At 74.8% G+C, this 26,956-nt stretch carries 21 protein-coding genes; 1 reads left to right on the top strand and 20 read right to left on the bottom strand.

The window, feature by feature from the left end; translation table 11 throughout:
• The 18 genes from AAHH18_RS12330 to AAHH18_RS12245 form a co-directional block, all read right to left on the bottom strand.
• Positions 1 to 1,259: RDD family protein (locus AAHH18_RS12330; protein ID WP_343301831.1), on the bottom strand; the 1,259-nt coding region annotated here is incomplete at its 3' end.
• Between the two features lie 58 nt (positions 1,260 to 1,317).
• Positions 1,318 to 2,322 (bottom strand): polyprenyl synthetase family protein, encoded by a 1,005-nt coding sequence (locus AAHH18_RS12325; protein ID WP_283321648.1) that lies wholly within the window; start codon positions 2,320 to 2,322, stop codon positions 1,318 to 1,320.
• Between the two features lie 91 nt (positions 2,323 to 2,413).
• Complete coding sequence (nuoN, locus tag AAHH18_RS12320; RefSeq protein WP_343301830.1) at positions 2,414 to 4,261, bottom strand: NADH-quinone oxidoreductase subunit NuoN; 1,848 nt, start codon at positions 4,259 to 4,261, stop codon at positions 2,414 to 2,416.
• A complete protein-coding gene (locus tag AAHH18_RS12315) occupies positions 4,258 to 5,859 on the bottom strand; it encodes an NADH-quinone oxidoreductase subunit M (RefSeq protein ID WP_343301829.1) in 1,602 nt (533 codons plus the stop codon). The genes nuoN and AAHH18_RS12315 overlap by 4 nt, the downstream gene beginning before the upstream one ends.
• A gap of 10 nt (positions 5,860 to 5,869) precedes the next feature.
• Positions 5,870 to 7,789 carry an NADH-quinone oxidoreductase subunit L gene (nuoL, locus tag AAHH18_RS12310; RefSeq protein ID WP_343301828.1) on the bottom strand — a complete coding sequence of 640 codons (1,920 nt, stop codon included), beginning with the start codon at positions 7,787 to 7,789 and terminating at the stop codon, positions 5,870 to 5,872.
• Positions 7,790 to 7,796: 7 nt separating this feature from the next.
• The gene (nuoK, locus tag AAHH18_RS12305) at positions 7,797 to 8,096 is read right to left on the bottom strand and encodes an NADH-quinone oxidoreductase subunit NuoK (protein ID WP_146833940.1); all 300 of its coding nucleotides are present in this window, start codon (positions 8,094 to 8,096) and stop codon (positions 7,797 to 7,799) included.
• The gene (locus tag AAHH18_RS12300) at positions 8,093 to 9,013 is read right to left on the bottom strand and encodes an NADH-quinone oxidoreductase subunit J (RefSeq protein WP_283321652.1); all 921 of its coding nucleotides are present in this window, start codon (positions 9,011 to 9,013) and stop codon (positions 8,093 to 8,095) included. Before AAHH18_RS12300 ends, nuoK begins: the two co-directional genes overlap by 4 nt.
• Complete coding sequence (gene nuoI, locus AAHH18_RS12295; RefSeq protein WP_459349130.1) at positions 9,010 to 9,744, bottom strand: NADH-quinone oxidoreductase subunit NuoI; 735 nt, start codon at positions 9,742 to 9,744, stop codon at positions 9,010 to 9,012. Before nuoI ends, AAHH18_RS12300 begins: the two co-directional genes overlap by 4 nt.
• A complete protein-coding gene (gene nuoH, locus AAHH18_RS12290; RefSeq protein WP_343301827.1) occupies positions 9,737 to 11,155 on the bottom strand; it encodes an NADH-quinone oxidoreductase subunit NuoH in 1,419 nt (472 codons plus the stop codon). Before nuoH ends, nuoI begins: the two co-directional genes overlap by 8 nt.
• Positions 11,152 to 13,812: an NADH-quinone oxidoreductase subunit G gene (locus AAHH18_RS12285; protein ID WP_343301826.1), complete on the bottom strand. Its 2,661-nt coding sequence runs from the start codon at positions 13,810 to 13,812 to the stop codon at positions 11,152 to 11,154. The genes nuoH and AAHH18_RS12285 overlap by 4 nt, the downstream gene beginning before the upstream one ends.
• Positions 13,809 to 15,149: an NADH-quinone oxidoreductase subunit NuoF gene (gene nuoF, locus AAHH18_RS12280; RefSeq protein ID WP_343301825.1), complete on the bottom strand. Its 1,341-nt coding sequence runs from the start codon at positions 15,147 to 15,149 to the stop codon at positions 13,809 to 13,811. Before nuoF ends, AAHH18_RS12285 begins: the two co-directional genes overlap by 4 nt.
• Positions 15,149 to 16,075, bottom strand: coding sequence for an NADH-quinone oxidoreductase subunit NuoE (gene nuoE, locus AAHH18_RS12275; protein WP_343301824.1), 927 nt, complete (start codon positions 16,073 to 16,075; stop codon positions 15,149 to 15,151). The genes nuoF and nuoE overlap by 1 nt, the downstream gene beginning before the upstream one ends.
• Positions 16,075 to 17,442 carry an NADH-quinone oxidoreductase subunit D gene (locus tag AAHH18_RS12270; RefSeq protein ID WP_222171199.1) on the bottom strand — a complete coding sequence of 456 codons (1,368 nt, stop codon included), beginning with the start codon at positions 17,440 to 17,442 and terminating at the stop codon, positions 16,075 to 16,077. The genes nuoE and AAHH18_RS12270 overlap by 1 nt, the downstream gene beginning before the upstream one ends.
• Positions 17,439 to 18,236, bottom strand: a complete 798-nt coding sequence (locus AAHH18_RS12265; protein WP_343301823.1) for an NADH-quinone oxidoreductase subunit C — start codon at positions 18,234 to 18,236, stop codon at positions 17,439 to 17,441. Before AAHH18_RS12265 ends, AAHH18_RS12270 begins: the two co-directional genes overlap by 4 nt.
• A complete protein-coding gene (locus tag AAHH18_RS12260; protein ID WP_222171197.1) occupies positions 18,233 to 18,784 on the bottom strand; it encodes a NuoB/complex I 20 kDa subunit family protein in 552 nt (183 codons plus the stop codon). The genes AAHH18_RS12265 and AAHH18_RS12260 overlap by 4 nt, the downstream gene beginning before the upstream one ends.
• Position 18,785: 1 nt before the next feature.
• Entirely contained in the window at positions 18,786 to 19,154 is a 369-nt protein-coding gene (locus AAHH18_RS12255; protein ID WP_283321659.1) for an NADH-quinone oxidoreductase subunit A, read from the bottom strand.
• Between the two features lie 87 nt (positions 19,155 to 19,241).
• Positions 19,242 to 20,549 carry a geranylgeranyl reductase family protein gene (locus AAHH18_RS12250; protein ID WP_343301822.1) on the bottom strand — a complete coding sequence of 436 codons (1,308 nt, stop codon included), beginning with the start codon at positions 20,547 to 20,549 and terminating at the stop codon, positions 19,242 to 19,244.
• Between the two features lie 132 nt (positions 20,550 to 20,681).
• Positions 20,682 to 21,383: a demethylmenaquinone methyltransferase gene (locus AAHH18_RS12245; RefSeq protein WP_283321661.1), complete on the bottom strand. Its 702-nt coding sequence runs from the start codon at positions 21,381 to 21,383 to the stop codon at positions 20,682 to 20,684.
• Positions 21,384 to 21,561: 178 nt separating this feature from the next.
• On the opposite strand from AAHH18_RS12245, the gene AAHH18_RS12240 reads away from it, so the two are divergent.
• The gene (locus AAHH18_RS12240) at positions 21,562 to 22,893 is read left to right on the top strand and encodes an isochorismate synthase (protein WP_343301821.1); all 1,332 of its coding nucleotides are present in this window, start codon (positions 21,562 to 21,564) and stop codon (positions 22,891 to 22,893) included.
• A gap of 290 nt (positions 22,894 to 23,183) precedes the next feature.
• Here the strand turns inward: AAHH18_RS12240 and AAHH18_RS12235 are convergent, their stop codons facing one another.
• The gene (locus AAHH18_RS12235; RefSeq protein WP_343301820.1) at positions 23,184 to 25,058 is read right to left on the bottom strand and encodes a S1C family serine protease; all 1,875 of its coding nucleotides are present in this window, start codon (positions 25,056 to 25,058) and stop codon (positions 23,184 to 23,186) included.
• A gap of 123 nt (positions 25,059 to 25,181) precedes the next feature.
• Positions 25,182 to 26,956: 2-succinyl-5-enolpyruvyl-6-hydroxy-3-cyclohexene-1-carboxylic-acid synthase (menD, locus tag AAHH18_RS12230; RefSeq protein WP_343301819.1), on the bottom strand; the 1,775-nt coding region annotated here is incomplete at its 5' end.

The raw sequence follows: 26,956 nt of genomic DNA, 5'->3' as shown, positions 1-26,956 counted from the left end.
CGGGGCCCGCTGCGCGCCGGGCCAGCCGACCCCGGGGACGGCGGTTGCGACCGGGGGCGCGGCGGGGCGGCAGGTGTCTCACCGGGAGGCTCCGACGGGAACGCGGCAGAAGCGAGCGGGTCGGCAGGAGCGAGCAGGTCCGCGGGCGGGACGTCCGGCACCGCCTGACGCGTCACGCTCGGAGGCTCCGACGGGAACGCGGCAGGAACGAGCGGGTCGGCAGGAGCGAGCCCGCCCGCGGGCGGGATGTCCGGCACCGCCCGAGGCGTCACGCTCGGAGGCTCCGACGGGAACGCAGCACCAGGCGTCGGAGACGCGGGCGGCAGCGAGCCGGGCAGCGGTGTGGCCGGGGTGGGTGAGGCTGCTGCGGCCGGAGCAGGAGCCGCAGCAGCCGCAGGAGCCGCAGGAGCGGCGGGCGCAGACGCCGCAGGAGCCACGGACGAGGGAGCCCCGGCAACCGGGGGCGGGGACGTCGGCGAAGGTGAGAGCGACGAACCCACCGCCTCCGCCCCGGGCGCCACCGACACGGGCGCTACCGCCCCCGGCGTCGCCGACGCCGACGCCGACGCCGACGCCGAACGCTCCCCCGCCCGACCCTGCGCCCGCGCGCGGAGCACCATCGTCCCCGCGGCCTTGTCGTGCCAGCCGCGCTGCGCGGGGCCCTCGTCCCAGGCTCCGGAGCCCGCGACCACGTAGAGCCCGATCCCGCCGAGCAGCACGCCGGCGGCCTGGACGACCGACCGCACGAGGACCGCCCACAGTCCCGCCGGCCGGCCGGTCCGGACGGAGACCGTGCGGGTGCCGAGCAGCGCGCCGCCGAGGGTCCGGCCCGCGAACGCCTCGGCGAACCACTGGGCCGCCCCGAGGACGAGCAGCACGAGCGCGGGGACGAGCAGCGACCCGGTGTCCCCGTCGCGGAGCGTCGGCAGCACCGCCAGCGTGGCGAGCCCGCCCGCGGCGAGCGCCACCACCTGGTCGACGAGGAGCGCCACGAGGCGCCGCCAGACCGGCGCGGCCAGCTCGTCGAGGTCGGCGTCCCCGGCCCACGCGCGCGCCACCACCGTGCCGGCCGCGAGCGACCCGCGCCACGCCGGGACCGGGGGTGCCACGGGGGCCGAGGACGCCCCGCCGGTGACGGGCGACGGTGCGCCACCCGCCGGCGCGGCCGTGCGCGCCCCGCAGGCGCCGCAGAACGCCGCCCCCGGCTCGAGCGCCGCCCCGCACACGGCGCATCGCGCACCGGCGTGGTCCGTGGTCATGCCTCCCCCTGCTCGCGCCCGGCCCGCGGCGGCTGTACGCGGACCGTCCGGCGCCCGGTCAGGACGCCCGGTCCACCAGGGCGTCGGCGAACGAGACGAACGAGTCCTTGACGGGCCCGTCGGGCAGCGGCGCGAGGACGGCCACGGCCTCCTCGACGAGCGCGGACGCCCGGCGGCGGGTCTCCGCGACGACGTCGTGCGCCCGCAGGGCGGCGACGGTCTCGGCGAGCACGGCGTCGTCCGACAGGTCGCCGTCGAGCCGGGCGACGAGCGCGACGTCGGCCGGGTCGCCCCCGGCGGCCGCGCGCTCGCGGAGCAGCAGCACCGGCATGGTCGGCACCTGCTCGCGCAGGTCGGTGCCGGGCGTCTTGCCGGACACGGCACCCTCGGAGGTGAGGTCCAGCACGTCGTCGGCGAGCTGGAACGCCACACCGATGCGCTCGCCGAACGCCGCGACGGTCTCGACGACCTCGGGGCTGCAGCCGCCGTACATGGCGCCGAGCCGCGCGGACGTCGCGATGAGCGAGGCGGTCTTGTCGGCCAGCACCTGCAGGTAGTGCTGGACGGGGTCGCCGTGCTCCCCCGGGCCCATCGACTCGTGGAGCTGCCCGAGGCAGAGCCGCTCGAACGTGCCGGCCTGGATGAGCACCGCCTCGGGGCCGAGGTGCGCGACGGTGGTGGACGCGCGCGCGAACAGCAGGTCCCCGACGAGGATCGCGACGGAGTTGCCCCAGACCTCGTGCGCGGCGGGCGCGCCCCGGCGCAGCGGAGCGGAGTCCATGACGTCGTCGTGGTACAGCGACGCGAGGTGCGTGAGCTCGACGACGACCGCCGCCTGGAGCACCTCGTCGCGGGCGCCGTCCCCGAGCTCGGCGGCCAGCAGGGTCAGCAGCGGTCGCAGGCGCTTGCCGCCGGCGTTCGCGAGGTGGTGCGCGGCGTCGTCGACGAGCGGGTCGGCGTACGCGACGGCGGAGCGCAGGCGCTCCTCGACCAGGTCGAGGCGTCCCGCGATGCGCTCGGCGAGCGCGGCGTCGGCGAGCGGCAGGGTGGTCGGGGATGTCACGGGACGAACCTATCTGGCCGCGCGGGCCCGGGCAGAACCGACGCGGCCGCCCGGCCCGGCGCGCAGGCACCGGACCGGGCGGCCGCGGGGGTCACGGCAGGAGCTGGGCGACGCCGGCGATCGCGTCCAGGACCGGGCCGGGGAACACGCCGAGGGCGACGGTGAGCACCGCGCAGAGGCCGATCGACACGATCGCCAGGCCCTGCGATCCGACCACGACGGCGCCCGGGCGGGCCTCGTCGTCGCCGTCCTGCGGGCCGCCGTGCGGGCTGGTGAAGAACATCAGGACGATGATCCGCACGTAGAAGAACGCCGCCGCCGCCGAGGCGAGCACGCCGACCACGGCGAGCGGCCAGGCGCCGCCGTCGACCGCCGCGGAGAACACCGCGAACTTGCCGGTGAAGCCGGCGGTCAGCGGGATGCCCGCGAACGAGAGCAGGAACAGCGCGAACGTGGTGGCCAGCACCGGGTTCGTCCGGCCGAGCCCCGCCCACTGCGACAGGTGCGTGGCCTCGCCGAGCACCGGGCCCTCGGCCTCGACGGGGTCGGCGCCCTCGGCCTCGACCGGGTCGGCGCCGCCGGCCCCGACCGGCTCGCTCCCGTCGGCGCCGGGCTCCGTCCGCTCGAGCTCCCGCGCCTCGTCCGCGGCGTCCACCGGGCCGCCGGTCCCCGCGACGTCGGCCGTGCTGCCGACCGTCGGGGCGGACGCGAGCGCCGTGGCACCGGCCGGCGCCGCACCCGCGGCGACCAGCAGCGGCACGCGCTCGGACTGCGCCGCGCGGACCGACCCGCGCTCGCGCACCAGGGACACGATCCCGAAGGCACCGATCGTCGCCGCGCCGTACGCCAGCAGGTAGAACAGCACCGCCGTGATGCCCGACTCCGTGAGCGCGACGACGCCGGTGAGCACGAAGCCCGCGTGCGCGATCGACGAGTACGCCAGCACGCGCTTGATGTCGGTCTGCACGAGCGCGACGACCGTCCCGACCACCATCGTGGCGATGGCGACGGTCCACATCATCGGCTCGAGGTCCCAGCGCAGGTCCGGAAGCACGCCGTAGAACACCCGCAGCAGGGCGCCGAACGCGGCGACCTTGGTGCACGCGGCCATGAAGCCGGTGATCGGCGTCGGGGCGCCCTGGTACACGTCCGGCGTCCAGGAGTGGAACGGCACGGCGCCGACCTTGAACAGCAGCCCGACGAGCACCAGCAGCGCGCCCGCGAGCAGCAGACCGTCCATGCCGGTCACGGTGCGGACGGCCGCGGCGATGTCGGCGAACCGCAGCGAGCCGGAGAACCCGTACAGCAGGGCGATGCCGAACAGCAGCAGCGCGGACGCGAACGACCCGAGCAGGAAGTACTTCATGGACGCCTCCTGGCTCAGGAGGCGACGCCGGCGGGACAGCCCGGCCAGCAGGTACAGCGGAAGGGACAGCACCTCGAGCGCGACGAACAGCGTGAGCAGGTCCCCGGTGGCCGGGAAGATCAGCATGCCGCCGGTCGCGAACAGCACCAGGGGGTAGACCTCGGTCTGCTGCAGGCCGGCGACGCGCGCCGCCTCCTCGTAGCCGGAGCCGGGGACGGCCGCGCCCTGCGGGGCGAACGCGTCCTCCCCGGTGTCGGTGCGGTCCGCGATGACGAGCACCGCGAGCAGGGCCAGCAGCGCCAGCGTGCCCTGGAGGACCAGCGTGGGGCCGTCCACCAGCAGCGAGCCGCCGAGCACGTCGGTCCCGCCGGTGTCCTTGACGTCGGACCAGAGGGCGGCGACGGCGACCACCGCCGCGGCGAGCGCGACGAGCGTCAGCGTGAGCTGCACGGGCCGGCGGGCGCGCCGGGGCACGAACGCCTCGACGAGCACGCCCACCACCGCGGCACCCAGCACCAGCAGCACCGGCGTCAGCTGCGCCCAGGCGATCTCGGGCACGGTGAACGCGCTCACTGGTCGCTCCCCTCGTCGTCACCGGTCAGCGCGACCGGGGTGTCCGGGGCGTCGGCGACGCCCACCTGCGTGACCGACTCGGCGGCGGGCTGGTCGACCAGCCGCAGCGCCGGGGCGGGGTAGAAGCCGAGCACCAGCATGATCGCGATGAGCGGGCCGACGACCCACCGCTCGCGTCCGCCGAGGTCCCGGGTGCCCGCGAGCTCGTCGCGGACGGGGCCGGTGAACACCCGCTGGTACGTCCACAGCACGTAGATCGCGGCGAGCACCACGGCGACGACGGCGACCACCGCGGCCGGGCGGTTCGCGGCGAACGTGCCGACGACGACCAGGAACTCCGACACGAAGGTCGACAGGCCGGGCAGCGAGAGCGCCGACAGGCCGGTGACCAGGAACGTGCCGGCGAGCACCGGGGTGACCTTCTGCAGGCCGCCGAAGTCCTCGATGCGGGCGGACCCGCGGCGGGCGGCGAGGAAGCCGACCAGGAGGAACAGCGCGCCGGTGGAGAGGCCGTGGTTGACCATGTAGAACGACGAGCCGGCGATGGACGTCGACGTGAAGGCGAAGATGCCCAGCACGATGAACCCGAAGTGCGACACCGACGTGTACGCGACGAGCCGGAACAGGTCCTGCTGCCCGATGGCCAGCAGCGCGCCGTAGAAGATCGACACGATCGCCAGGACGATGATCACCGGCGCCGCCCAGCGGGAGGCCTCCGGGAACAGCGGCAGGCAGAGCGTGAGCATCCCGAAGGTGCCGACCTTGTCGAGCACGCCGACCAGCAGCGTCGAGGTGCCCGCGGGCGCCTGCTCGGCGGCGTCCGGCAGCCAGGTGTGGACCGGGAACATCGGCGCCTTGATCGCGAACGCGAGGAAGAACGCGAGGAACAGCCAGCGCTCGGTGCTGGTCGACAGGTCGAGGTTGCCGACCAGGTTGTCCACCAGGAAGCCCTGCTCGCCGCGCGGGCCCTGCAGGTAGAGCGCGATGACGCCCGCCAGCATGATGAGCCCGCCCGCGAGCGAGAACAGCAGGAACTTCACGGCCGCGTACCGCCGCTGCGGCCCGCCGAACGCGCCGATCATGAAGTAGACCGGGATCAGCATGGCCTCGAACAGCACGTAGAACAGGAACACGTCCCGGGCCGCGAACACGGCGACCATGAACGCGGTCAGCACGAGCACGAGCGCCAAGTAGTGCCGCAGCCGGTTGGTGGCGGCCTCCCCGCTGCCCTGCTCGCGCCAGGCCGCGAGGATCACGACCGGCACCAGGACGACGGACAGCAGCACGAGCGCGAGCCCGACGCCGTCGACGCCCACGGCGTACGAGACGCCGAGCTGCGGGATCCACCCGTGGGTCTCGGTGAGCTGGTGCACCCCGGCCGCGGCCGTGTCGAACGCCCGCAGCGCGCCGAGCGCGAGGACGACCTCGACGAGGGCGACGCCGAGCGCGACCTGGCGCGACCAGCGGCGGGCACCGGTGGCGGTCCCGTCGGCGGCCGTGGCCCCGGGCAGCGCCCAGAGCACCAGCGCGCCGACCAGCGGCCACACGATGAGGAGGGTCAGCCACGGCACGTCCGTGGTGACGGCGACAGTCGACATCAACATCCCCTCAGATCCGAGGCGCCAGGACGACGACCGCGAGGACGACCAGGCCGAGCAGCATCGTGGCGGCGTACTGCCGGGCGTACCCGGTCTGCGCCTTGCGCACGAGCTCCCCGATCCCGACCGTCAGCCGGCCGAGGCCCGTGAACGCCCCGTCGACCGCGGTGCGGTCGCCGAACACGAGCGAGCGGGTCAGGTGCCGGCCGGGCTCGACCAGCAGGGCGTCGTTCACGGCGTCCTGGTACAGGTCGACGCGCGCGGCGCGGGTCAGCGGGGAGCCGGCGGGCGCGGTCTCGGGGACCGGCAGCGCGCCGTACTGGCGCCAGGCGAGGAGCGCCCCGGCGGCGACCGCCACGAGCGTCACGACCTGGATGACCAGGACCGGCAGCACCGGCTCGTGGTGCTCCACGTGCCCGGTGACGGGCTCGAGCCAGGTGGTGAACCCGCCGCCCAGCTGGAGCACGAAGCCGAGCGCGACGGAGCCCAGCGCCAGCACGATCATCGGGATCGTCATGAGCGCGGGCGACTCGTGCGGGTGCGGCTCGTGGCCGGCCTCGTCACGGGTCCAGCGCTTGCGCCCGTGGAACGTCATGAAGAACAACCGCGACATGTAGAACGCGGTGATGCCGGCGCCGATCAGCGCGACCAGGCCGAACACCCACGCCCGCCACTCGCCGGCGCCCTCCGGGACCACGAACGCGGACTCGATGATCTTGTCCTTCGACCAGAAGCCCGAGAACGGCGGGACGCCGAGGATCGCGAGCCAGCCGGCGCCGAACGTCACCCACGTGATGACCATGTACTTGCGCAGGCCACCGAAGCGCCGCATGTCGGTCTGGTCGTCCATGCCGTGCATGACCGACCCGGCACCGAGGAACATGCCGGCCTTGAAGAAGCCGTGGGTCACGAGGTGGAAGATCGCGAACGCGTACCCGATGGGGCCGAGACCCGCGGCGAGCACCATGTAGCCGATCTGCGACATGGTCGACGCGGCGAGCGCCTTCTTGATGTCGTCCTTCGCGGAGCCGATGACCGCCCCGAGCACCAGCGTGATCGCGCCGATGATCGTCACGACGAGCTGCGCGGTCGGCGCGCCCTCGAACACCGGCGCGGACCGCACGATGAGGTAGACGCCCGCGGTGACCATGGTCGCCGCGTGGATGAGCGCGGACACCGGCGTGGGGCCGGCCATCGCGTCACCGAGCCAGGACTGCAGCGGGAACTGCGCCGACTTGCCGCAGGCCGCGAGCAGCAGCATCAGGCCCGTCGCGGTGAGCGTCGCGGTGGACGCGAGCCCGCCCTCGACGCCCGCGGCGACGCCCTCGAACGACACCGTGCCGAACGTCGCGAACATGAGCATCATCGCGACCAGCAGGCCGATGTCGCCGACGCGGTTGGCGACGAACGCCTTCTTCGCGGCCACGGCGTACGGCGTGTGGTGGTTCCAGAACCCGATGAGCAGGTACGACGCGAGACCCACGCCCTCCCAGCCGACGAACAGCAGGAGGTAGGAGTCCGCGAGCACCAGGATCAGCATCGCGGCGATGAAGAGGTTGAGGTACGCGAAGAACCGGCGCCGCGCGGCGTCGTGCTCCATGTACGCGACCGAGTAGAGGTGGATCAGCGTGCCCACGAAGGTCACGAGCAGGACGAACGTCAGCGACAGCGGGTCGACCCGCAGCCCCGCGGCCAGGTCGAACCGGCCCGCGGAGATCCAGTCGAACAGGTGCAGGTCGAGCACCCGCTCGTCGGAGGGCCGGCCGAGCAGGTCCACCAGGAGGTAGGCGCCGACCGCGAACGCGGACGCGGAGGCGACCACGCCGAGCCAGTGGCCCCAGCGGTCGCTGCGGCGCCCCAGGAGCAGCAGCAGGGCCGCACTCGCCAGCGGTACCGCGACCAGCAGCGCGGCGACGGAGGAAAGGTCCACGGTCCCCTCAGCTCTTCAGCAGGTTGATGTCGTCGACGGACGCCGACTTCCGCGTGCGGAAGATCGACACGATGATCGCCAGCCCGACGACCACCTCCGCGGCGGCGACGACCATGACGAAGAAGGCCATGACCTGGCCCGTCAGGTCCCCGTGCATCCGGGAGAAGGTGACCAGGGCGAGGTTCGTCGCGTTGAGCATGAGCTCGACGCCCATGAAGACGATGATCGCGTTCCGGCGCAGCAGCACCGTCGCGGCGCCGAGCGAGAACAGGATCGCGGACAGCACCAGGTAGTTCGTCAGCGTCACGGCTGCGTCTCCGTCCGGGTCGAGGCGCCGCCGAGGTCGATGTCGGTCTGCGGTCCGGTGGTCGTGCCCGGCGGTGCGGCGGGCGGGCGGGGCTCGTCGTCCGTGCTCGTCCCCAGGGCGGCCTCGACCTCGTCGGGCGTGACGGCGGTGCCGCGCTCCGCGAGGACGGCGGTGACGGCGCGCCGGTAGGTGTCGGCGCGGAACTCCGCCGTGCCGGCCTCCTGGCCGCGGATGCGCAGCACGCGCGGGACGGACTCGTCGATGGGGTTGCCCTGCGGGTCGAGCGCGGGCACGTCCATCGCGTTGTGCCGGGCGTACACGCCGGGGGCGGGCAGCGGGGTCAGGCGGGCGCCGGCCGCGACGCGCGCGGCCGCCCGCTCGGGCTGCTTCACCAGCGGCTTGAGGCGCTGCCGGTGCGTGAGCACCAGCGCGCCGAGCGCGGCCGTGACGAGCAGGGCGCCGACGACCTCGAGGCCGAAGACGTGCTGCCCGAACACGATCCGCGCGACGCCCACCGGGTTCCCGTCGGCGTTCGCGGACTCCAGCCCGGCGGCGGCCGGGAACGTCGCCCGCCCGATCACCGACACCAGCACGACCGCGAGACCCACGCCGGCGAGCCAGCCGATCCAGCGCTGGCCGCGGATGGTCTCCACCAGCGAGTCGGACGCGTCGACGCCGACGAGCATGAGGACGAACAGGAACAGCATCATGACCGCGCCGGTGTACACGACCACCTGGACGACGCCGAGGAACGGCGCCTCCTGCGCGATGTAGAGGAACGCCAGCGAGATCATGACCGTGATCACGCACAGGGCCGCGTGCACGGCCTTGCGCGCGAACAGCAGGCCGAGGGCCGCGAGCACCATGATCGGCGCCAGCACCCAGAACAGGACCGCCTCGGCGGTGCTCGGGCTCATCGGGCCTCCCCGCCCACCGGCTGGGTCGTGCCCGCCGCCCCGGCCCGGGCGCGTGCCGCCTCGAGCGTCTCGTCGTCGGGCCGGTGCTCCGCGACCCAGTCGACCTGGGCCGGCGTGGGCGCGGTGACCTCGCCGCGGTAGTACTCGGTGTCGGTCGTCCCCTCCACCATGGGGTGGGGCGCCGCGAGCATGCCGTCGACGAGCGGGCCGAGCAGGTCCTGCTTCTCGTAGATGAGGCCCTCGCGGGTCGGGCCGGCCAGCTCGAAGTCGTTGGTCATCGTGAGCGCGCGCGTCGGGCACGCCTCGATGCACAGGCCGCAGAAGATGCAGCGCAGGTAGTTGATCTGGTAGACGCGGCCGTAGCGCTCCCCGGGCGAGAACTGCTCGTCCGGGGTGTTGTCGGCGGCCTCGACGTAGATCGCGTCCGCGGGGCACGCCCACGCGCACAGCTCGCAGCCGATGCACTTCTCCAGGCCGTCCGGGTACCGGTTGAGCTGGTGCCGGCCGTGGAACCGCGGCTTCACGGGCGCCGTCTCGAACGGGTACTGCTCGGTGACGGTGCGGCTGAAGAAGTTCTTCAGCGTCACGCCGAACCCGGCGGCGGGCGCGAGGGCGTCGGCCACCGCGCTGCGCTTCGGGATCAGCGACTCGTACGGCCGCACCCGGCCCGCGGCGGCGACCTCGCCGCCGCCGTCGGCCTTCGCGACGGACTTGTCGGGCGTGTCAGCCACGCGGCACCTCCTGGGTGGGGGACTCGGGGGCGTCGCCCTCGTCGGACGCGCCGGCGGCGGGACCGCCGACCAGCGCGGGGGACGCGGGCGCCTGGGCCTGGCGACGCAGCGCGCGCGGCGAGGGCGGCAGCGTCTGGCCGGGCAGCGGCGGGACCGGGAAGCCGCCGGCGAACGCGTCGAACGGCTCGTCCGAGCGGTCCGGCTCCGGCTCCGGCTTCTTCTCCGGGATGAGGAACGACACGAGGACGATCGCGACGATCACGCCCGCGAGGACGAACATCAGGGTCTGCAGGTCGACCTCGGCGAACTGGCGGACGCCCTGGACCACCGCGACGCACACCAGCCACACCAGGGCGGCCGGGATGAGCACCTTCCAGCCGAACTTCATGAACTGGTCGTACCGGAACCGCAGCAGCGTGCCGCGGATCCACACGAACAGGAACATGAACAGCCAGACCTTGGCGACGAACCACAGCAGCGGCCACCAGCCGGTGTTGAACATGCCGTCGTTGATCGCCGACAGCGGCCACGGGGCGCGCCAGCCGCCGAAGAACAGCGTGGTCGCCACCGCGGAGACGTTGAGCATGTTGATGTACTCGGCGAGGAAGAACCACGCGAACTTCATCGAGGAGTACTCGGTGGTGTACCCGCCGACGAGCTCGCCCTCGGCCTCCGGGAGGTCGAACGGCAGGCGGTTGGTCTCGCCGACCATCGAGATCACGTAGATGACGAACGCCGGCGCCAGCGGGATGAGCCACCACAGGGTGGTCTGCGAGCCGACGATCTCCGAGGTCGACATGGACCCCGCGAGGATGAAGACGCTGACCAGCGACAGGCCCATCGCGAGCTCGTAGGAGATGACCTGCGCGGTCGAGCGCACGGCACCCAGCAGCGGGTAGGTCGAGTTGGACGACCAGCCGCCGAGCACGATGCCGTACACGCCCACGGACGCGCACGCGAGGATGTACAGCACCGCGACCGGGAAGTCCGTGAGCTGCAGCGGCGTCACCACGCCGAAGATCGAGACCTCCGGGCCGAACGGGATCACCGCGTACGTCAGCAGCGAGCAGAACACCGCGATGAACGGCGCGACGATGTAGACCACCTTGTCGGCGGCCTTGACCGTCATGTCCTCCTTGAGCAGGAGCTTCATCGCGTCGGCCAGCGACTGGAACAGGCCGAACGGGCCGTGGACGTTCGGGCCGGGTCGCAGCTGCATCCGGCCGACCACGCGGCGTTCGAACCAGATGGCGATGAGCACGCTCAGCAGCAGGAACACCAGGATGCCGACCGCCTTGAGCAGCCAGACCCAGAACACGTCCTGGCTGAAGTCGGCGGCGCCGCCGTCGACGGCGGCCGCGGGCAGCGCGGCCGGCAGGCCGGTGAGCACGGGGCTGAGCACGGCGCTCATGCGGTGACCTCCTCGTCGGCGCCGGTCCCGGCGTCGGTGGCGTCGGGGGCGGCGGGGGCGGCGGCCGCGACCCGGACCAGGTCGCCCGGCAGCGCGTGGAGCGCGTCCCGGACCTGGCTGCCGGCGGACGCGGTGGGCAGCCACACGACGTGGTCGACCATGTCGGTCACCACGACGGGCAGCGTGATCGCGCCCGCGTCGGTGGACACCGTGACGCGACCGCCCGGCTCGATCCCGGCTGCGGCGGCCGTCGCGGCCGACAGCCGGGCGACCGGGCGCTTCGCGGTCCCGGCCAGGAACGGCTCGCCGTCCTGCAGCCGGCCGGCGTCCAGCAGCTGGTGCCACGTCGCGAGCACGGCGTGCCCGGGCGCGACGGCCGGCGGCTCGGCGGAGGCGGCGGCGGGCGCGGGCACCCGGGCGCCGTCCCACTCGCCGGTCAGCGCGTCCGCGTCGGCGTGCACGTCGGCGATCGTGCGCAGGCCGAGGGCGACGCCGAGCTCGTCCGCCAGCGCGTCGAGGACGCGGTGGTCGGCCATGGCGGTCGACGTCAGGGCCTGCGGGAACGGCCGCGGGCGGCCCTCCCAGCTGACGAACGTGCCGGGGCGCTCCACCGGGGGCGCGACGGGCAGCACCACGTCGGCCAGGGCGGTGACCTCGGACGCCCGGACCTCCAGCGAGACCACGAACCCCGCGGCGGCCAGCGCGGCGCGCGCCGCTGCCGGGTCCGGCAGGTCGCGGGGCTCGAGCCCGCCGACCAGCAGGCCGCCCAGCGTGCCGTCCGCCGCCGCGGCGAGGATCGCCGAGGTGTCACGGCCCGGCTCCGCCGGCAGGTGCTCGACGTCCCAGGCCGCGGCCACGTCGACGCGGGCCGCCGCGTCGGCGACGGGGCGGCCGCCCGGCAGCAGGGTCGGCAGGGCGCCGGCCTCGACACCGCCGCGCTCGCCCGCGCGGCGCGGGATCCACGCCAGGCGCGCGCCCGTGCGCTCCGCCAGCCGCAGCGCGGCCGACAGGGCGCCCGGCACGGCGGCGAGCCGCTCGCCCACGAGCACCAGCGCGCCCTCGGCGCCGAGCGCGGCACCGGCGTCGGCCAGCTCGCCGGAGCCGATGGCGTCGAGGACCTCGGGCTCGGTGCCCGGCGCGGCCTTGATCAGCGTGCCGTCCAGGCGCTCCAGCCCGCGGCTCGCGAGCGGCGCGACGGACAGCACGCGCGTCCGGCCCGCGACCACGCCCTTGCGCAGCCGCAGGAACACGACGCCGGCCTCCTCCTCGGCCTCCAGGCCCGCCAGCAGCACGGCCGGCGCGGCCTCCAGGTCGCGGAACGTCACGCCGAGCCCGGTGCCCGCGACCGCGTGGCCGAGGAACGCGAGCTCCTCGTCCGAGTGCGGCCGGGCGCGCAGGTCGACGTCGTTGGTGCCGAGCACGACGCGGGCGAACTTGCCGTACGCGTAGGCGTCCTCGACGGTCAGGCGGCCACCGGGCAGCACGCCCACGCCGCCGGCCGCGCGGGCCTGCTCCAGGCCGTGCGCCGCGACCTCCAGGGCCTCGGCCCAGGAGGCCGGGTGCAGCTCACACTTCGTGCCGTCCGCCGCGACGTCCCGCACCAGCGGGGTCGTGATGCGGTCGGCCGCGGCCTGCCAGGTGAACGCGAAGCGGTCCTTGTCGGTGATCCACTCCTCGTTGACCTCCGGGTCCTCGCCCGCGAGGCGACGCAGCACGACGCCGCGCCGGTGGTCGACGCGGATCGCCGCGCCGGAGGAGTCGTGCTCCGCGACGCCCGGCGTCGACACCAGGTCGAACGGCCGGGCGCGGAACCGGTACGCCGCGCCGGTCAGCGCGCCGACCGGGCAGATCTGCACGGTGTTGCCGGAGAAGTAGGACGCGAACGGCGAGCCGGACTCGTCGTCCTCGGCGGGGCCGACCGGGATGTCGGCGCCGAGGAAGACGCCGCCGGCCGGCAGCCGGTCCGCGTCCTCGATGGTCTCGCCGACGCCGCCGACGCCGCCGTCGGCGCCCGCGAAGCCGAGCACGTCGGCGTCGAAGCGGCCGATCTGCTGCATCGCGCCGCGCTTCTGCAGGTCGATGAACGGGTCGCCCGCGATCTCCCGGGAGAACCGGGTGCAGCGCTGGCACAGGATGCAGCGCTCGCGGTCCAGGAGGATCTCGGTCGAGATCGCCAGCGGCTTCGGGAACGTCCGCTTGACGTCGACGAACCGGCTCGTGGCGCGGCCGTTCGACATCGCCTGGTTCTGCAGGGGGCACTCGCCGCCCTTGTCGCAGACCGGGCAGTCCAGCGGGTGGTTGATGAGCAGCAGCTCCATGACGCCGTGCTGCGCCTTGTCCGCCTCGGCCGACGTGCGCTGCGTGCGCACCTCCATGCCGGGGGTGGCGGTCAGGGTGCAGGAGGCCTGGGGCTTCGGCATCTTCGCGAGGTTGCCGTCGCGCCCCGGGGCCCAGACCTCGACGAGGCACTGCCGGCAGGCGCCGGCCGGCGCGAGCAGCGGGTGGTCGCAGAACCGCGGGATCTGGATCCCGAGCTCCTCGGCGGCGCGGATGACCAGGGTGCCCTTCGGCACGGTGGTCTCGATGCCGTCGATCGTGAACGTGACGCCGTCCGTGGGCGTGGGGGCGCCGGAGGGCTTGGACGCTGTGACTGTCATGCGTGGGCTCCCGCGAGCTGGCCGGTGCGGCGCGGCGTGTAGGGGAAGAGGGCCGAGCGCTCCGGCGGGAACAGCACGTCCGCCGGGGTGTGGGTGCCGGCCTCGAACTCCTCCCGGAAGTACTGGATGGCGGAGGTGATCGGGCTGGTGGCGCCGTCCCCGAGGGCGCAGAACGCCTTGCCGAGGATGTTGTCGCACAGGTCGAGCAGCAGGTCGATGTCGCCCGGGGTGCCCTGGCCGGCCTCGAGGCGCCCGAGCACCTGCGCCAGCCAGAACGTGCCCTCGCGGCACGGCGTGCACTTGCCGCAGGACTCGTGCTTGTAGAACTGCGTCCACCGGGAGACGGCCTTGACGACCGACACGGTGTCGTCGAACACCTGCAGGGCGCGGGTGCCGAGCATGGAGCCGGCGGCGCCGACCTCCTCGTAGGTGAGCGGCACGTCGAGGTGCTCGGCCGTGAAGATCGGCGTCGAGGACCCGCCCGGGGTCCAGAACTTCAGCTCGTGGCCCTCGCGGACCCCGCCGGCCATCTCCAGCAGCTCCCGCATCGTGATGCCGAGCGGCGCCTCGTACTGACCGGGCCGCTGCACGTGGCCGGACAGCGAGAACAGGCCGTGCCCCGGCGACCGGTCGGTGCCCATGCGGCGGAACCAGTCCGAGCCGCCGAGCACGATGCCGGGGACGGACGCGATCGACTCGACGTTGTTGACGACGGTCGGCCGCGCGTACAGGCCGGCGACGGCGGGGAACGGCGGCTTGAGGCGCGGCTGGCCGCGGCGGCCCTCGAGCGAGTCGAGCAGCGCCGTCTCCTCGCCGCAGATGTACGCGCCGGCGCCGGCGTGCACGGTGACCTCCAGGTCGTACCCGCTGCCCAGGATGTTCTTGCCGAGGTAGCCCTTGGCGTACGCCTCCTCGACGGCCTTGAGCAGCCGGCGGTAGACGTGCACGACCTCGCCGCGCAGGTAGATGAACGCGTGGTGGCAGCCGATGGCGTACGACGTGATCGCCACGCCCTCCACCAGCACCTGCGGGTCCGCGAGCATGAGCGGGATGTCCTTGCAGGTGCCCGGCTCGGACTCGTCGGCGTTGACCACGAGGTAGCGCGGGCCGCCGTCGGGCGCGGGCAGGAAGCCCCACTTCATGCCCGTCGGGAAGCCGGCGCCGCCGCGGCCGCGCAGGCCGGAGTCCTTGACCACGGTCACCACGTCGGCGGCGTCCATGGACAGCGCCTTGCGCAGGCCCTGGTAGCCGCCCTTCGACTCGTACGTGCCGAGCGTCCACGGGCGGTCGGCGTCCCAGCGCTCGGAGAGCACCGGGGTCAGCGTCGTCTCGGCCATCACGACTCCTTCGCGGGGGTGTCGGTGGAGGGCGTGTCGCCCGCGGGCTCGCTGGTGTCGTCGGCGCGGTGCTCGGCCTTCTCCTGCTCCGCGGTGCGTTCCGGCGCGCCGGCCGCGGGCCGGTCGACGCTGGACTGCGTGCCGCCGGGCTGCGGGGCGGAGCCGGCCGCGGGGGCCTGCGTGGCGGGGGCGGCGGGCTCGGCCGCCGGCGCGTCGGAGCCGTCGAGCGCCGGGGCGCTCCAGCCCTTCTCGCGCGCCAGCTCCAGGCCCCGCAGGGTGGCGGGACCGGCCGCGACGCCCTCGTCGGCGAGCCCGTCGGAGAACCCGGCGAGCACCCGCGAGACCTGCTTGAACGTCTGCACCCGGGAGGGGCCGCGGGTCGGGGCCACGGGCTCCCCCGCGATGAGCTTCCCGACGACCTCCGCCGCGGACTCCGGCGTCTGGTTGTCGAAGAACTCCCAGTTGATCATCATCACCGGCGCGAAGTCGCAGGCCGCGTTGCACTCGATGCGCTCGAGCGTGATCTTGCCGTCGGCCGTCGTCTCGTCGTTCCCCACGCCGAGGCGCTCGGTGAGGTCCTCCCAGATCGCGTCGCCGCCCATGATCGCGCAGAGCGTGTTCGTGCAGACGCCCACCGTGTACTCGCCGTTGGGGCGGCGCTTGTACTGCGTGTAGAACGTCGCGACCGCCGAGACCTGCGCGGTCGACAGGTCCAGCGTCTGCGCGCAGAACGCGACGCCCGCCGGGCTGACGTAGCCGTCCTCGCTCTGCACGAGGTGCAGCAGCGGCAGCAGGGCCGACCGGCTGTCGGGGTAGCGGGCGACGACCTGCGCGGCGTCGGCGGCGAGCCGGGCACGCGTCTCCTCGTCGTACGCCGCGCGGGGACGGCCGCTGCCGGGCACGCGCGGGTGGTCGATCGTGGTCATCAGCGGTCCACCCCTCCGAGCACCGGGTCGATGGAGGCGACCGAGCAGACGACGTCCGCCACCTGGCCGCCCTCGCACAGCACCGAGACGGCCTGCAGGTTGTTGAACGACGGGTCGCGGAAGTGCGCCCGGTACGGCTTGGTGCCCCCGTCGGAGACCAGGTGCACGCCGAGCTCGCCGCGGGGGTGCTCGACGGTCTGCCACGCCTGCCCCGCCGGGACCCGGAAGCCCTCGGTCACGAGCTTGAAGTGGTGGATCAGGGCCTCCATCGAGGTGCCCATGATCTCGCGGATGTGGTCGAGCGAGTTGCCCATGCCGTCCGAGCCGATCGCGAGCTGCGCCGGCCACGCGATCTTCTTGTCGCCGACCATGACCGGGGCCCCGCCGCGCTGGCCGCCGGCCTGCAGGCGCTCGAGCACCTGGTCGATGATCCGCATCGACTGGTAGCACTCCTCGATGCGCAGGACCATGCGGTCCCAGCAGTCGGAGCCCTCGGCGACCGGGACGTCGAAGTCGTAGGTCTCGTAGCCGCAGTACGGCGCGGCCTTGCGCACGTCGTACGGCAGGCCGGTCGACCGGAGCATCGGGCCGGTGATGCCCAGCGCCATGCAGCCCGCGAGGTTCAGCACGCCCACGTTCTGCAGCCGCCCCTTGAGGATCGGCTGGCCGAGCATGAGGTCCTCGAGCTGCTTCATGTAGCGCCGCACGCCGACCAGCGCCTCGCGGATGGAGTCGAGCGCGCCCGGGGGGATGTCCTGCGCGACGCCGCCGGGGCGGATGTACGCGTGGTTCATGCGCAGGCCGCTGATGAGCTCGAAGATCCGCAGGATCTCCTCGCGGGCCGTGAACCCGATCGTCATGATCGTCGTCGCGCCCAGCTCGTTGCCGCCGGTCGCGAGGCACACCAGGTGCGAGGAGATCCGGTTCAGCTCCATCATCAGCACCCGGATCTGGGTGGCGCGCTCCGGGACGTCGTCCGTGATGCCCAGCAGCTTCTCGACCGCCAGGCAGTACGCGGCCTCCTGGAACAGCGGGGCGACGTAGTCCATGCGGGTGCAGAACGTCACGCCCTGGGTCCAGGTGCGGAACTCCATGTTCTTCTCGATGCCGGTGTGTAGGTACCCGATGCCCGCGCGGGCCTCGGTCACCGTCTCGCCGTCGATCTCGAGCATGAGCCGGAGCACGCCGTGCGTGGACGGGTGCTGCGGGCCCATGTTGACGACGATGCGCTGCTCGCCGAGCCGGGCGGCCTCCTCGGCGATGTCGGACCAGTCGCCGCCCGTCGCCTCGAAGGTGCGCAGGCCGACGGTCTCGTCGTCGACCACGTGGCCCGTGGCGTGGACGTCCGGAGGGGTCTGGGTCGTCATGAGTACTGCCTCCGCTGGTCGGCCGGCGGGATGGTCGCGCCCTTGTACTCGACCGGGATGCCGCCGAGCGGGTAGTCCTTGCGCTGCGGGTGCCCGGGCCAGTCGTCCGGCATCTCGATCCGCGCCAGGTCGGTGCGGCCGGTGAAGACGATGCCGAAGAAGTCCCAGGTCTCCCGCTCGTGCCAGTCGTTCGCCGGGTAGACCCCGACGGTGCTGGGGATCGTGGCGTCGCCCTCGGGGGCGGCCACCTCGAGACGCAGGCGGCGGCCGTGGGTGACCGACACCAGGTGGTAGACGGCGTGCAGCTCGCGGCCCGTGTCGTGCGGGTAGTGCACGCCGCTGACGCCGAGCGAGAGCTCGAACCGCAGGTCCTGGTCGTCGCGCAGGTGCTGCGCGACCTCGACGAGGTGCTCCCGGGCGATGTTCAGCGTGAGCTCGCCGCGGTCCACGACGACGGACTCCAGCGCGGCGTCCGCCCCCGTGCCGGAGGCGTCCAGCAACTCGGTCAGCACGTCGACGACCTCGTCGAACCAGCCGCCGTACGGCCGCTCGCTCGGGCCGGGCAGCGCCACGGTCTGCACCAGGCCGCCGAACCCGGACGTGTCGCCCGAGCCGTGCACGCCGAACATGCCCTGCCGGGTCGTGACGACCTCCAGCGGCAGCGTCCGGTCGGCGGGCACGTTCTGCGAGCCGGCCTCGAGGGCCGCCTCGCTCGTCGTCTGCGCGCCGGCGTCCGCGCCGGACGCGTCACCGGCCTTCGCGGCCTCGGCGGCGTCGCGCTTCTCGTCGCTCATCGCAGCAGTCCCGTCATGTGCGAGGTGGGGGCGGCCTGGAGCGCGGCGGCCTCGACCTTGCGCGCGATCTCGGCGCGGTCCCGGCCGAGCGGCTCGTTCTTGATCTGCTCGTGCAGCTCGAGGATCGCGTTCAGCAGCATCTCCGGGCGCGGGGGGCAGCCCGGCAGGTAGATGTCGACCGGCACGATGTGGTCGACGCCCTGCACGATCGCGTAGTTGTTGAACATGCCGCCGCTGCTCGCGCAGACGCCCATGGAGAGCACCCACTTGGGCTCGGCCATCTGGTCGTAGACCTGCCGCACGACCGGCGCCATCTTCTGGCTCACGCGGCCCGCGACGATCATGAGGTCGGACTGCCGCGGCGACGCCCGGAACACCTCCATGCCGAACCGGGAGATGTCGAACCGGGACCCGCCCGTCGCCATCATCTCGATCGCGCAGCACGCGAGGCCGAACGTCACCGGCCACAGCGACGCCTTGCGGACCAGGCCCGCGAGCGTCTCGACCGAGGTCAGCAGGAACCCCGAGGGGGCCTCTTCGATACCCATGTCAGTCCTCGTCCCACTCCAGGCCGCCGCGGCGCCACTCGTACAGGAACGGCACCGTGATCAGCGCCAGGAACCCCATCATCGCCACCAGCCCGAACACCGCGAGCTCGGCGAAGGACACCGCCCACGGGTACAGGAACACGACCTCGATGTCGAAGATGATGAAGGTCATCGCGACCAGGTAGTACTTCACCGGGAACCGCCCGCCGCCCACGGCGTGCGGGGTCGGCTGGATGCCGCACTCGTAGGCCTCGAGCTTCGCGCGGTTGTACCGCTTGGGGCCGATCACGGCGCTGGCGGCGAGGCCGCCGACGGCGAGGACGGCAGCCACCCCCATCATGACGAGGAGGGGGATGTACGGGTTGGTCATCGGTTTGCTCTCCCGGTGGGGGGTGGAGTGCGGGCCGGTCGTGGGACGGCGGGGACGGGCGAGGTCCCCCTCGTCAGGGTGGTGCGGTCATGCGGCCGGCGCCAGCCGTGCGAGCGCCGCGATCGTCCGGTCCGCCCAGTCGCCGCCGCGCGGCTCGTAGCAGTCGGCGAGCAGCTTGTGCGTGAGCTTCATGACGGTCGGGCGGGGCAGCCCGTACCGCGTGCACACGCGCATGACCTGGGGGTGCTCGATGAGCTTCACGAACACCCGGCCGAGCGAGTAGTAGCCGCCCAGGTCGTCCTTCATGCGCGAGCCGTAGGTGGCGAGCGCGCGCTCCCGTCCGGCGGCGGTGCCCCGCGCGGTGGCCTGGACGATCGCGTCCGCCGCGACCCGGCCGGCCTGCAGGGCGTACGCGATGCCCTCGCCGTTGAACGGGCTCACCATGCCGGCCGCGTCGCCGACCAGCATGAGGCCGCGGCCGTACAGCGGGCCGCGGTTGAACCCCATCGGCAGCGCGGCCCCGCGGACGGGGCCGAGCTGGTTCTCCGGGGTGAACTCCCACTCCGCGGGGGCGTTCGCCATCCACTTCGCGAAGAGGTCCTTGTAGTCGACCTTCGTGGCGGCGGCCGTGGAGGACACCGAGCCGAGGCCGACGTTCGCGGTGCCGTCGCCGAGCGAGAAGATCCAGCCGTAGCCGGGCATGAGGTTCGACGCGTGGGGCACGCCGTCCCAGAGCTCGAGGTGGCTCTCCATCCACGGGTCGTCGTGGCGCGGGGTGCGGAAGTACGTGCGGACGGCCACGCCCAGGGGGCGGTCGTCGCGCTTCTCCAGGCCGAGGCCGGTCGCGAGGCGGGCGGAGACGCCGTCGGCCGCGATGACCACCGGCGCGCGGTACGTGACGGGGTCGCCGGCGCGGCGGCCGTCCGCGTCGACCGGGCGCGCCTGCACGCCGACCACGCGGCCGGTGCGCTCGTCCAGCAGCGGGCCGGTGACGTTGGTGCGCTCCTGCACCTTGGCGCCGGCGGCGCGGGCGTGCTCCAGCAGCAGGTGGTCCAGCGACATCCGCGAGCGCGCCAGCCCGTACGACGGGTAGGACGACAGCTCGGGCCACGGCAGCTCGACGACGTGCCCGCCGCCGAGGACGCGCAGGCCGACGTTGCGGATCCAGCCGTCCTCCTCGCGCAGCGGGACGCCCATGCGGGCGAGCTCAGCCACGGCGCGCGGGGTCAGGCCGTCGCCGCAGACCTTGTCGCGCGGGAAGGAGGCCTTGTCGAGCAGCAGCACGGACAGCCCGGCGGCGGCGCAGTGGTAGGCCGCGCTGGACCCACCGGGTCCGGCGCCGACGACGATGACGTCCGCGTCGTCGCTCTTGCCACTGTGCACAGTTCGCCCCATTTGTGAATGCCTTCACACCTGTTTCAGGCCGAGTCTAGTGATCGGACCAAGGTCCTGTCTGCGAAGGCTTGCCTCAGTAGCCTCGTCGCTCCTGACCAGGGCACCTGCGGGACTTTCGTCCCACGACTGGTCCTACCGGGGTCCCGGATTCGTCCCACGATGCAGCGCGACGATCCCGCCCGACAGGTTCCGGTACGCGACCGAGCTCCAGCCCGCCTCGTGCAGCAGCCGGGCCAGCCCGACCTGGTCCGGCCAGTCCTGGATCGACTCCGCGAGGTACGTGTACGCCGCCGACTCGCGCGCCACCACGCGCGCCACCGCCGGCAGCGCCCGGGTCAGGTAGCCGTCGTACACGGCGCGGAACGGCGCCCAGGACGGCGTCGAGAACTCGCACACCACCAGGCGGCCGCCCGGCCGGGTCACCCGGCGCATCTCCCGCAGCGCGCGGACCGTGTCCACGACGTTCCGCAGCCCGAACGAGATGGTCACCGCGTCGAACACCCCGTCCGCGAAGGGCAGCGCCGTCGCGTCCCCCGCGGTGAACGGCAGGTCCGGGCGCCGCCGCTTGCCGACCGTGAGCATCCCCGTCGACAGGTCGCACGGCACGACCTTGACGCCGGCGTCCGCCAGCGGCTCGCTGGACGTGCCCGTCCCCGCCGCGAGGTCCAGCACCGTCTCCCCCGGCAGGGCGTCGAGCGCCTTGAGGGTCGCGCGGCGCCACGCGCGGTCCTGGCCCAGCGACAGCACGTCGTTGGTCAGGTCGTACCGGCGGGCGACGCCGTCGAACATGCTGGCGACGTCGCGGGGGTCCTTGTCGAGGGAGGCACGGGGCATAGGGCCATGGTGTCAGGTCCGCCGGGGGCGGGCGCGCACGCGGGGGGCCGTCGTCGGCGGCGTTCGGATCCGGACGGACGGGCACGCCCAGCGCGTCGGGGTGGACGGATCCGAACGGGGCCGGGTGGGCGGGGCCGAAGACGTGGGCAGGGCGGTGGCGGTCGTACCCTGGTCGGCGATGACCAGCCCCCTCGGCGACCGCGGCACCGCCGCGTCCCCGCACCCCGAGCCGCTCGTGGTGCGCACCGTCCCCCTCGACGCCCCCGACGACCTGCTGTCCCTGCTCCCCGAGGACGCACCGCTCACGTGGGTGCGCCGCGGCGACGGCCTGGTCGGCTGGGGCGAGGCGGCGCGGGTCGAGGTCGCGGGCGCGACGCGGTTCGCCGACGCCGAGCGGGCGTGGCAGCAGGTCGTCGCTCACGCGGTGGTCCGCGACGAGGTGCGGCTGCCCGGCACCGGGCCGGTGGCGTTCGGCTCGTTCGCCTTCGACGACGCCTCCGCGGCGGGCGGCGTGCTCGTGGTGCCGGAGGTCGTCGTGGGCCGCCGCGACGGCCGCGCCTGGCTGACGGTGGTCGGCACGGCCGGCGCGCTCGGGCCCGCCCCCGACTGGACGACGGTCGCCCGGCACGTCGCCGGGCTGACGCCCGTGCGCGCCCCCGGCGAGGTGACGTACTCCTCCGGGTCCGTCCCGGCCGAGGACTGGCCCGAGGTCGTGGCGCGCGGCGTCGCCGCGATCCGCGCCGGCGAGGTCGACAAGGTCGTGCTCGCGCGCGACGAGGTGGCCACCACCACGGAGCCGCTGGACGTCCGGCACGCGCTCGGGCGCCTCGCGGAGCACTACCCGACCTGCTGGACGTTCTCCGTCGACGGGCTGATCGGCGCGACGCCGGAGCTGCTCGTCCGGTCGGACAAGGGCCTGGTCACCTCGCGCGTGCTCGCCGGGACGATCCGGCGCACCGGCGACGACGACGCCGACCTGGCGCACGCCGCGATCCTCGCGCACTCGTCGAAGGACCTCGAGGAGCACGAGTACGCCGTGACCTCCGTGGCCCGGGCGCTCGCGCCGTTCTGCTCGTCCACCAACGTGCCCGACGCGCCGTTCGTGCTGCACCTGCCGAACGTGCTGCACCTGGCGTCCGACGTGACCGGGGTGCTCGCGGGTGCCGGCGAGGGCGGCGACGTGCCGCACCCGACCTCGCTCGCGCTCGCGGCCGCGCTGCACCCGACGGCCGCGGTGTGCGGGACGCCGACCGACGCCGCCCGGGCGCTGATCCGGCGCGTCGAGGGCATGGACCGCGCGCGGTACGCCGGACCCGTCGGCTGGGTCGGCGCCGACGGCGACGGCGAGTGGGGCATCGGGCTGCGCTCGGCCGAGCTCGACCCGGACGACCCGCACCGGCTGCGGCTGTTCGCGGGCTGCGGCATCGTCGCGGCGTCCGACCCGGCGGCGGAGCTCGCGGAGTCGCGGGCGAAGCTGGTCCCGATGCGGACGGCGCTCGCGACGGACTGACGCGCCGGCCCACGTCGCCCGGACGATCGGATCCGCACGCACCGACACGCCGCGCGCGTCCGCGCGAACGGATCCGAACGCACCGGTTCTGGTCTGCTCACGACGCCGGCCCGTCCACCGCGCGACCCCGGCGGTGCGGCAGCGCACCGGACGGACGGCGGCCCCCGCCGCGCGCCGGGGGTGGGCGCTGCGACGGGGGCCGTCGGTGCGGCGGCGGGGGGGCAGGACCCGCCGCCGGAGGCCCGGACGGGGCAGGGGGTCACCCGCCCGGGCGGTCGTGGGGCGCGGGGTCAGCCGCGGCCCTGCTGCTGCTGCTGGAACCACTCCCAGAGCTGCTCGGGGGTCATGTCCTCCAGGCTGCCGGGGCCCTGGCCGGGCGACTGCTGCTCGCCCTGCTCCGAACCACCCTGCTCGGAGCCGCCCTGGCCCGAACCACCCTGCTCGGAGCCTCCCTGGCCCGAGCCCTGGTCCTGCGTCACGGTGGCCTCGAGCGTCGCGAGCGTCACGTCGACGTCCATCGACTTCCCGTCGCGCACCACCGTGAGGGTGACCTGGTCGCCGGACGCGTGCGCCCGGACGTAGCCGGTCAGCGACTCCGCCCCGCCCACGGCGCGGCCGTCGATCGCGACGATGACGTCGTCGGGCTCCAGCCCGGCCTTCGCGGCCGGCGTGCCGTCGGAGACGCTCTTGACCGTCGCCCCGGCGCGCGTCACGCCGTCGGCGGTGGCCGTGCCGTCGCCCAGGGTGACGCCGAGGAACGCGTGCTCCGCGGTGCCGTCCTGGATGAGCTGGCCGGAGATCATGTCGACCACGTCGACCGGGATCGCGAAGCCCAGGCCGATCGAGCCGGACTGGCTCGACGTGGTGGCGATGGACGACGTGATGCCGATGACCCGGCCCTGCGCGTCGAACAGCGGACCGCCGGAGTTGCCGGGGTTCACGGCCGCGTCGATCTGGATCGCGTTCGTCACGACGGTGTCGGACGCCCCGGACTCGGTGGTCGACACCGGTCGGTCGAGCGCGGACACGATGCCGGTGGTCACGGTGTTGGCCAGGCCGAGCGGGTTGCCGACCGCCATGACCGGGTCGCCGACCGCGACGTCCCCGACGCTGCCGAACGTGGCGGGCGACAGGTCGTCCGGGGCGTCCCGCAGCTGCACGACGGCCAGGTCCGTGGTCGGGTCCGTGCCCACGACGTCGGCCGTGAAGATGCGGCCGTCGGTGAGGGTGACCTGCACCTCGCCGTTCTCCGCGCCGGACACGACGTGGTTGTTGGTGACGACGTGACCCTCGGAGTCCACGATCACGCCGGAGCCCTCGGCCCCGCCGTTGCTGGTGGTGACCTGGATCGCGACGACGGACGCCTGCACGGCCGACGCGACGGCCTGCCAGTCGGGGTCCTCCGTGGAGGAGCCCGAGACCGGGACGGTGTCGCTCTCGGAGCGGCCGATCGACGAGATGTCCGCGGCGCGGGAGCCGCCGCCGTCCTGGTCGTCGAACGCGCCGGTGAGCGCCGCGGTGCCGAGGCTGCCGAGCAGGGCCGCGGCCGCGGCGACGCCGACGACCGGCAGCCACAGGCGGTTGCGCGGGGACCGCGACCCGCCCTCGGGGGCTCCGGGGCCGGGGACGGCCGGGCCGCCCGGACCGGCCGGGGCCTCGCCCGCCGGGGCCGGCCGGCGGAAGGCCGCCAGCGGGTCGTGGCCCGCGGCACCCTGTCCGGCGGCGGGCTGCCCGGCGGCGGGCTGCGGTGCCGGGGCGGGCTGCTGCGCCGCGGCGTGGGCGTAGGGGCCCGGCTGCGGCGCGGGGGCCTGCGGCGCGCCGTGGTGGTACGGCGCGGGGTACGGGGGCTGCGGGGCGGCGGCCTGCGGCACCGCCTGCGTCGCCGCGGGCGTGATGCGCTGGGTCGGGGCCTCCTGCGGATGCGTCGCGGACGCGGGCGGGCCGGCCGGCGGCTGGTCCTGCGGCCCGGCGGCCGGGGTGGCCGCCAGCGGCTCGGTGGCGGCGGCGCGGTCGTGCTGCGGGAGGTGCTCGGTCGGGGCGGTGCCCTGCGGCGCGGGCACGGGCTGGGTGGGGGCGGGCGCCTGCGGCGCGGCGGCGAGCTGCTCGTCACGCTGCGGCTGCGCGGCGCCCGCGTCCGGCCGGTGTCCCTCGGGGGTGCTGGTCATGGTCGGTTCCTCCTTCTCGCCGACCATGAGACTCCTCGCCCCTGGAGCGACGCTCGGGGGAACCTGGGAGTCTGCTGCGAGTTCGGCGACGACGGCGGGCGACCACCGGCGCGCCGACGGAGGTCAGCGCCCCGCGGGCCCCCGGACCGCGTCCCTCACCGCGGCCGCCAGCCGCTCCCCGAGCGCGCGCCGGTCGGCGCGGTCGACGCGGACCTCGACCACCGACAGCCCCCGGCCGGGCGCCGCGAGCGCGGCATCGAGCGCCGGCCCGTCGCCGACGCGCACGTGCCGCACCCCGTACCCCGCGCACAGCGCCGCCAGGTCGGCGGCGTGCGGCGTCGCGAACACCCGCTCGAACGCCCGGGCACGCTCCGGCGCGCCGTGCTCGAGGGTCGCGAAGATCGACCCGCCGCCGTCGTTGAGAACCACGACCTGCAGGTCCGGCACCTGCTCCGTCGTGGGCACCAGCAGGCCGCCCACGTCGTGCAGGAACGTGAGGTCGCCGACGAGCGCCCGCACCCGGCGCCCGGGCAGCCCGAGCGCGACCCCGGCCGCCGTGGACACCATGCCGTCGATGCCGGCCAGGCCGCGGTTGGCGACCACCGAGGGTGGGGAGTCCCAGCGCGCCACCAGGTCGAGGTCCCGCACGGGGTTCGAGGAGCCGACCACGAGCACGTCGCCGGGCAGGCACGCCCGCGCGACGTGCCGCACCGCGCGCGGCCCGGTCATGGGGGGTGTGCCGCGGCTCGGGGGCGCCGACGGGTCGTCGTCCAGCAGCGCGTCGAGGGCCTCGGCCGCGGCGGCGTCCGCGCGCTGCCAGGCCGCCAGCCACCGGGGGTCGCCCGCGGGACCTGCCAGCCAGGACGACGGCACACCGGGCAGCACGCGGTCCGCCGCGCGTCCGGCGTCCGGCCAGCCCGCGCCCGACGGCGCGACCACGGTCAGGTCGACGTCGTCGCGGGCGAGCAGCGCGCTCACCGGGCGGGACAGCGTCGGCCGGCCGAGCAGGACGACCGACCGCACCCGACCGCCGAGGTCCGGGTCGGCGAGCAGCAGGCGGTAGGCCGCGAGGGCGTTCGGTCCGCCGCGCGCGCCCGACGACGGCTCCGCCAGCAGCGGCCACCCCCGGGCCTCCGCGAGCCGGCGCGCGTCCGGCCCCGCGGCGTCACCGGCCACCACCACGACGGGACCCGGCGGATCCGCGGGCTCCGGGGCGCCCCACCCGTCCGCGCGCGGCGACCCCGCGGGCACGCGCGCCACGACGTCCGGCCTGCCGGCCGCGTCCGGCGCTGGCCACGCCGCGTCGTCGGCGCCGAGCGGCTCGCGGTACGCCAGGTCGAGGTGCACGGGGCCGGGGTCGGCGGTGCGCGTGCCGAGCGCCGCGGCGACCGCCCGCGTCACCAGGTGCCGCAGGTCGCGGTCCTCGCCGGGGCGTCCGGTGGGCGCCGGCACGTCGGCGTCGAGTCGCACCGCGGGACCGAAGATGCCGGCCTGGACGGTGGTCTGGTTCGCGCCCGTGCCGCGGAGCTCGTGGCGCCGGTCGGCGGTCAGCAGCAGCAGCGGGAGGCCCGCGTGGTGCGCCTCGAGCACGGCGGCGTGCAGGTGGGCGACCGCCGTGCCGGAGGTCGTCACGACCGCGACGGGGCGCGGGGCACCCTCGACGACGGCCGCCCGCGCCAGGCCGAGCGCCATGAACGCGGCGTCGCGCTCGTCGACCCGCACGTGCAACCGGAGCGCCGGAGCGCCGGCCGGGCGCTCGCCCTCGGGGAGGGCGGCGTCGGCGAGGGCGGCGGCGAGCGGCGCGCTGCGGGACCCGGGCGCGAGCACGACGTCGCGCACGCCGTGGGCCGCGAGCTCGGTGAGCAGGACGCGCGCGGCGTGCGGCGCGGGCGGGGCCG

The organism is Cellulomonas olei (assembly GCF_039548315.1).
Lineage (GTDB): Bacteria > Actinomycetota > Actinomycetes > Actinomycetales > Cellulomonadaceae > Cellulomonas.
This window is presented reverse-complemented; position numbering and strand designations above follow the sequence as displayed.

Excerpts from the sequence above, each read along its gene's own strand:
- AAHH18_RS12255 (WP_283321659.1), bottom strand. The coding sequence starts at position 19,154 with ATGACCAACCCGTACATCCCCCTCCTCGTCATGATGGGGGTGGCTGCC.
- AAHH18_RS12265 (WP_343301823.1), bottom strand. The coding sequence starts at position 18,236 with ATGAGCGACGAGAAGCGCGACGCCGCCGAGGCCGCGAAGGCCGGTGAC.
- nuoH (WP_343301827.1), bottom strand. The coding sequence starts at position 11,155 with ATGAGCGCCGTGCTCAGCCCCGTGCTCACCGGCCTGCCGGCCGCGCTG.
- nuoF (WP_343301825.1), bottom strand. The coding sequence starts at position 15,149 with ATGGCCGAGACGACGCTGACCCCGGTGCTCTCCGAGCGCTGGGACGCC.
- AAHH18_RS12235 (WP_343301820.1), bottom strand. The coding sequence starts at position 25,058 with ATGACCAGCACCCCCGAGGGACACCGGCCGGACGCGGGCGCCGCGCAG.
- AAHH18_RS12300 (WP_283321652.1), bottom strand. The coding sequence starts at position 9,013 with ATGAGCCCGAGCACCGCCGAGGCGGTCCTGTTCTGGGTGCTGGCGCCG.
- AAHH18_RS12240 (WP_343301821.1), top strand. The coding sequence starts at position 21,562 with ATGACCAGCCCCCTCGGCGACCGCGGCACCGCCGCGTCCCCGCACCCC.
- nuoE (WP_343301824.1), bottom strand. The coding sequence starts at position 16,075 with ATGACCACGATCGACCACCCGCGCGTGCCCGGCAGCGGCCGTCCCCGC.
- AAHH18_RS12250 (WP_343301822.1), bottom strand. The coding sequence starts at position 20,549 with ATGGGGCGAACTGTGCACAGTGGCAAGAGCGACGACGCGGACGTCATC.
- AAHH18_RS12245 (WP_283321661.1), bottom strand. The coding sequence starts at position 21,383 with ATGCCCCGTGCCTCCCTCGACAAGGACCCCCGCGACGTCGCCAGCATG.
- AAHH18_RS12260 (WP_222171197.1), bottom strand. The coding sequence starts at position 18,784 with ATGGGTATCGAAGAGGCCCCCTCGGGGTTCCTGCTGACCTCGGTCGAG.
- AAHH18_RS12315 (WP_343301829.1), bottom strand. The coding sequence starts at position 5,859 with ATGTCGACTGTCGCCGTCACCACGGACGTGCCGTGGCTGACCCTCCTC.
- AAHH18_RS12270 (WP_222171199.1), bottom strand. The coding sequence starts at position 17,442 with ATGACGACCCAGACCCCTCCGGACGTCCACGCCACGGGCCACGTGGTC.
- AAHH18_RS12285 (WP_343301826.1), bottom strand. The coding sequence starts at position 13,812 with ATGACAGTCACAGCGTCCAAGCCCTCCGGCGCCCCCACGCCCACGGAC.